The sequence below is a fragment of the Psychrobacter immobilis genome (genome assembly GCF_904846285.1).
GTDB lineage: Bacteria > Pseudomonadota > Gammaproteobacteria > Pseudomonadales > Moraxellaceae > Psychrobacter > Psychrobacter immobilis_D.
Genome location: NZ_CAJHAD010000001.1, coordinates 451,124 through 457,323, shown reverse-complemented (window position 1 = coordinate 457,323; position 6,200 = coordinate 451,124). Strand labels below are relative to the sequence as shown.

Below are 6,200 nucleotides of genomic sequence, written 5' to 3'. Positions count from 1 at the left end.
TGGATGGAAAATGACTTATCTAAATTGTTTTATGATATTCATCCAAATCATAACTCTTTTGTAGTGCAGTGACTATATAATATAAAACCTGATGAAAATAAAGAGGCTAAAATAAGCCGCGCGACAATTGCTGTCGCTCAATCATTGATTATTAGATTTATCACTAGATTTCTCATTAAATTCACTATTCATTGAACCAATTTATATAAAAAACCCCAATAAGCTGCACGCAACTTATGGGGTTATCTTTTGCCAAATTGTTAATCAAATATCTAAAATCTAGCAAGCCATATACTGGCGTTTGATGAACGAATTAACGTTCTAAATGGAGATACTGCATATGACATTCGTACTGATGCAAAATATCGACCAGCACTTGCTCTTTGGTATAGCCAACTAAGTCATACTCTTGCGAGCCATCACTTAAAAATACCTCAGCTACCAAATAATGTCGTCATGGGTTAAGTATTTAAAAAAATTTATATCGTTTATTTCTAAAATATTTTCTTTCAGTGTTTCTTTGATAAACGTTTGAAGCGCTGTGTTTAAAGCATTGTTTTTGAATCAAAGGAAAACTAGCGTTTTACCCATGCTCAGGTTGGGTCATTTTTAGCAAACGCTCACGTAATGATTTTTTATCGGATATATTAATGCCGGAAAAATCAGAGAGCCAAATACCATCAGCGACCAAACGCACCATACATAGCGTTTCAGTATTATCAGTTGGTTTATGCTTATCTAATTGCGCATTTGACCACTCAGCCCACAGCTTGCGCAGCTCACTGTCCGCCAGCATCAATACATATAAGGTTGCTTGATTATCAAACTCTTCCTGCCCTTTTTCGCCCAAGCTAATCGTGGCATTGATGTAGGCACGGGTAAACGAACCGTAAGGCACTGGGTCTTTGGCCATCGCCGTATCGACCTCTGTCTCAAACTTTTTCATCGCGTCATGAAATACTTCTAAAATCAAAGCATTCTTGGTGGTGAAATGATGCATCACCCCACCTTTGGTCACGCCAACTGCATCAGCCACCGCTTGAAAGGTCACTTTAGACAATCCCTGCTCTAGCGTGATGCGTGATGCCTGATCAAGCAGTGCACGACGTACGATTTCTGGCTGTTTTTTACGTTTATAAGCATTTTCTGTTTTCATTTTTATCTCGATGTTCATGCACCAAAAAGTTTGAGAATAAGTTTGTCGCCACTATTGCTATTATTGCCGCTATCTATGCCACCAATAATTCTGACAATTTTGACAATGCTAGTGATAGCAACTACCACCGTATAACCAGTCTTTAATAAATATCTCGCGCCAAGCATTTAAAAAATAATGACTCTTGCAAGCTCGTCATAAGCTTCCATTAGTGATACTAAGACCCAGCTGTGGAGTTTCAGCTTTAAAGAAAATATGGATTATTTATACTAAGCTCAAAAAGCCGTTTTATAAGGATAAAGTTATCTACCGTCTAAAAGAAACCAAACGGTCGGTATTTTATAGAAATAAAGCAGCAATGTGAAGGGCTAGTATGTATCTGGGTTTTACAGAACATTATTCTAGATAAAGTTGTTTTAGAAAATACTATTTCAGAATATGCTGATTTAGACAACACTGGGTTAGATAAAGCTGCATTGTCTAAATATAAAGAGAAATTAATTTTGAAGTTTTCAATCAAGTAGACTGATGGGAAGTATTAAGTACCAATCTTAGGCTCTGGCATTATCAATCAGCTATAGTAGAATTGCTTTAAAATCGATACAGTGCGACTGGGATGAACTTTTCGTAGCCTCTGTGATAACAGCAAGCAAGGAAAATTTATACCAGTCGCATATAGCTATAACGTAGCGCTTTTATTTTGAACTGACTATACTATCAACTCAGGTAAATTCTTAACGCCGATGCTTGCTGCATCGATAGCGCCCGCAATATAACCAGGGAACTGTGCTGACCACTCGCTACCGATACCGATCAGACCGTTTGCCCATATGCCAGATAGTGCTTTAGACATAGGTGCAGCGGCATGCTGACCATCACTATTAGCATCGGCAGCAGTTGCCGTAAACGTCTCTTGCGCCCAATCTTTAAGATACTCAGCCTTAGGCGCGTCTGCTTGCTCCCCAAATAAACGTACCAGTTGCGCACGGCAATAGGCCTTTAATACTTCTGTAGAGACACTTTGGCGTGCCGCTGCAGGTACACCTATAAAACCAAATAATGCCCCGCTGCCATCTGCCACTGATGCATCATGAATCTCAACCATCGGTCCTTGTCCGCTGCGTGCTGAGCCTGACAACCCTTGTTCTTGCCAAAATGGACTGTCATAAACAGCAAGGTACTTAGCGTGCGGCGCCATCCAAGTGGCCGTCCCTCGCCACTGTGTCGTGATATTGGCGGGTAAGGCTGGCTCAAAGGTTATGCTTTCTGCTACCAATCGAGGTGGTAGCGCCAGTAACACATGCTGCGCTTGCCACTGCTGTGTATGAAAAACAGCCTCTTGCCCAGACTCACCTTCGCTAGTGATTTCAATATATTGACCAGTATTATGCAGCTGACGCACTTTTTGATTGGTCAAAATTCGCGTGGCATCTAAACGCTGATAGAGCGCGTCAATCAATGTCGCCATACCACCTTTAAGCCGCATAGACGGTGGCGCACTTTTATAGCCGTGTGTACGCATAGCAGGCTCATTAGGCGAGCGCTCAACCAGCATATCGCCCTCTTCGAATTGGGCAAAGCTCTCTAATTCCAATTCATCAATCAGACGCGCCAACTGCTGCTGATACTCTGGCCAAAACCATGATGGTCCCAAATCAAAGCCATTCATGCTATTTGTTATTTGTGCAGTATTTGGGTCAGTTGCCCGCGCCGTCACAATACGACCACCCAAAGTTGGACGAGCTTCTAAGAGTACATAATCAACGCCTTTTTTTTCCAATAAATAAGCCGCATACAAGCCACTTAAGCCGCCACCTATAATCGCTACAGATACTGTTTGCATATTATGCTCCTTCCACGTCAGCGCCGATGATATGAGACAAATGACCGGTTTTGAGATAAACCGTAACACCTTGCGCGCCTGCTTTTATTTTGGACAGCGCACCTACTGGTAAGCGTATCCAGCTACCGCGAGTATAGGTTTGAGCATTATCAATTATGTCATCATCTATTAACTCGCCGTCTAGCACTAGTATCTCTGCGCCGCCTCTAACTGTGCCGGTAAATAGCGCCTCATTGGCATTTAAGCGCTTTAAGCTGACCTGTTCGCTGGCGTCTGAAAATAAATGACAAACATCACGATTACCTTGTTTCTGCCAATTTGCCGCATCATTGGTATCGATGGCGACATAACGTGCCTCTTCTGCTGGCATTTGCCAAAGTTTGACAAAAATAACCGCGCCCTCTTTACTATAGGGCTGATGGCCAGAGTTTGGTGGATTGCGTAAGTACCAACCCGCTGGATAATCGATATTATCTGCCGAAAAAGTACCCGACAACACCAAAATCTCTTCGCCGCCCGGGTGCAAATGATGGGGGAAATAAGAATCAGGAGCATAGCGCACAATGCTGGTGGCACGGGCTTTTTCTGCGCCGACACGGTCAAGCATGACCCGTTCAACACCATTTTGCGGTGATGACACCCATTGATAGTTTTCGGATGCTAATAAAGCACGGCGGGTAAAATCTGCATTGATAAGCATAGAATGTTTTCCAAAGATAAGGTTTAATGCCGTCAATTATCAACTGATTTACATCGGTTAACAAACGAGATAATATTCACTTATCTAAAAGAAAATATTTGTCGCTATGAAGAAAGTTGTTTATTTAAATTCCCTACGTGCCTTGGAAGCGAGCGCCCGTCATAAAAGTTTTTCTGCGGCAGCAGAGGAACTAAACGTGACTCCTGCTGCCGTTGGACAACTGGTTCGTAGTTTGGAGGATTCGGTAGGACTACCGCTGTTTTATCGCAAAACCAGTGGTAAATCGCGCTTAATCCCCACAAAAACAGTCGAGCTGGCATTGCCTCATATTCGGGCGGGCTTAGATAACTTGGCACAAGGATTGGCGCAGTTACAAGCAGGATCAAATAGCGGCGTGCTCACGGTGACCGTCAGTCCTGCCTTTGCCGCTAAATGGCTGTTGCCGCGTATCGATCGATTCCAAAGCCTACAACCAGATATCGATGTACGGCTTGATACCAGTGCCAAATCAATAGATTTTTCTGTCCAAGAAGTGGATATCGGTGTGCGCTACGGAGCTGGCACTTGGGCAGGATTGCTGAGCGAAAAGCTGATGGAAGAAGAGATTTATCCGGTTTGCTCGCCGCAATTATTACAAGGAAAAAGCGCGCTTGATTTGACCCAAGAAACGCTCATTCATGACCGCTCAATGGATGGTTATATTGGTTTTCCTTCGTGGGATGATTGGCTTGCACAAGCAAGTTTAACCAATGCAGCGCTCACCAAAGTAGATACCTCGCGAGGGATGCAAATCAATAACTCAGCAGCGGTGCTACAAGCGATCATTAATGGTCATGGTGTTGCGTTGGCGCGTAGTGTGATGGCACGTGATGATGTCGCTGCCGGACGTTTGGTGCGATTATTTCCTGAGATTACCTTTAGCTCGCCACTGGCTTATTACGTCGTTTATCAAGCGGAATCTGCCAATATGACAAAGCTTAAAGCCTTTCGCGATTGGCTATTTGCAGAAGTGTTGTCCACTCATGAGAACAAATTTATTTAAGTATAATCAGCTCAATATAAAAAGGTATAGGCGATTCAATATAAAAAAATATAGCCGATTCAATTTAGAGAAAAATACTGCCTAAACCTATTCAGCGGTTTAGGCAAAGTTCAGCATTCTTCTCAGAATAGGGCGTGTTCTTATTCTCTACCCAACTTTCCTACCCAATGATTCTCAAGCATTGACCCGCATGATACAAAGTCAGTCCCAGCTCAGTAAAACCAGACTTGATGCCTCCAAAAGAGACTTTCGCCTCTTCTAAGGTCTTAAATGGTAAGGGAATACTGTCTCTATTACCCGTCATTATATAATCGGCAAAGCACTTACCCATTAGCGTGCCTGTGGTAATGCCGCGACCGTTATAAGCCGTTGCTGTCAGCAAACCCTCAGCGGGCTCCATGACTCGAAAAATATGATCTTGCGTAAAGCCAAAGCTACCAGTCCATTCATACTGCCACTTAAATGCTGGCAAATCTGGATAATAGCTTTTTTGCACCGCATTGGCCCATGATTGATAAAAGGATTTTGGTTTAAGCTGTGTACCACCCACCGTTCCCAATAATAGGCGATCATCGTCATCACGGCGAAAGCTAGACAAGGCCAAGCGTGTATCCCATGCCCCTGTTTTGTATGGCAAAATCCGATCTGCCGCCTCTCCTCTGAGCGGCTCAGATGCAATCTGATAATAATAAACCAGATAAAATGTCTTTTTAATTTCTGTCCATTCGCCTTCGGTATAAGCGTTGGTTGCAACAATGACGCGCTCAGATTTCACGCGCGCTTTAGAAGTCCTTGCATACCAATAGCCATTCACCTTTTCTAAGGCTTCAACAGCGGAATGCTCATAGATAGTGACGCCAAGATCTTTTGCTACTTTGGCCAGTCCTCTGACATAAGCCAGCGGGTTTATGGTACCAGCACGGTGATCGAGTAACGCCTTGTTGATATTCTTGGTACCACAATACTCATGGCATTTACTGCCAGTTAATACCTCAACATTCGCACCGCGACGACTTAGCTGCTCGTATCTAATATCGACATCGACTTCACCTTTAGCGTTATGTGCCATGTGGATATTACCGGCTTGAGTGGCTTGGGCGTCGATATTATAACGTTTGATTAAGTCGAATACTAAGCTTGGCGCTTGTCCAAGGGCGTCTGTCAAGCGCTCACCTGCCGCTTCGCCTAGCGCAATATTCAAATCATCAGGGCGCGCCCAAGTACCTGCATTGACGAGCCCTACGCTTTTTCCTGAGCCGCCACTGCCTATCGTATGGCTCTCTAAGAGGATGACTTTGACGGCTTTTTCAGCCAAATGAATCGCAGCCGATAGTCCGGTATAACCACCGCCTATGATACAGATAGTCGCTTCAGTATCGCTATTCATCTGGCTGTAGGTATCGATAAGGGGTGCGGTCATATTCCACAAACATTGCTCTTGCAACATCTCATATTCCTT

6 protein-coding genes are annotated in these 6,200 nt (G+C 43.7%); 1 reads left to right on the top strand and 5 read right to left on the bottom strand.

All coding sequences use genetic code 11. From position 1 onward, the window contains the following. Nucleotides 1–313: 313 nt before the first annotated feature. The 4 genes from JMX13_RS13745 to JMX13_RS01980 form a co-directional block, all read right to left on the bottom strand. On the bottom strand, nt 314–445 hold the full coding sequence (locus tag JMX13_RS13745; RefSeq protein ID WP_413786295.1) for a hypothetical protein: 132 nt from the start codon (nt 443–445) through the stop codon (nt 314–316). A 138-nt stretch (nt 446–583) separates the two neighbouring features. Beyond that, nucleotides 584–1,156, bottom strand: a complete 573-nt coding sequence (locus JMX13_RS01990; protein ID WP_201609222.1) for a TetR/AcrR family transcriptional regulator — start codon at nt 1,154–1,156, stop codon at nt 584–586. Nucleotides 1,157–1,865: 709 nt separating this feature from the next. Continuing rightward, nucleotides 1,866–2,999 (bottom strand): flavin monoamine oxidase family protein, encoded by a 1,134-nt coding sequence (locus JMX13_RS01985; RefSeq protein WP_201609220.1) that lies wholly within the window; start codon nt 2,997–2,999, stop codon nt 1,866–1,868. A 1-nt stretch (nt 3,000) separates the two neighbouring features. Beyond that, complete coding sequence (locus JMX13_RS01980; protein ID WP_201609218.1) at nt 3,001–3,699, bottom strand: cupin domain-containing protein; 699 nt, start codon at nt 3,697–3,699, stop codon at nt 3,001–3,003. A gap of 106 nt (nt 3,700–3,805) precedes the next feature. Between JMX13_RS01980 and JMX13_RS01975 the strand changes: the two genes are divergently transcribed. Further along, nucleotides 3,806–4,741: a LysR substrate-binding domain-containing protein gene (locus JMX13_RS01975; RefSeq protein WP_201609216.1), complete on the top strand. Its 936-nt coding sequence runs from the start codon at nt 3,806–3,808 to the stop codon at nt 4,739–4,741. A 160-nt stretch (nt 4,742–4,901) separates the two neighbouring features. On the opposite strand, the gene JMX13_RS01970 is transcribed toward JMX13_RS01975, so the two are convergent. Continuing rightward, on the bottom strand, nt 4,902–6,188 hold the full coding sequence (locus JMX13_RS01970; RefSeq protein WP_201609214.1) for an NAD(P)/FAD-dependent oxidoreductase: 1,287 nt from the start codon (nt 6,186–6,188) through the stop codon (nt 4,902–4,904). Nucleotides 6,189–6,200: the final 12 nt, after the last annotated feature.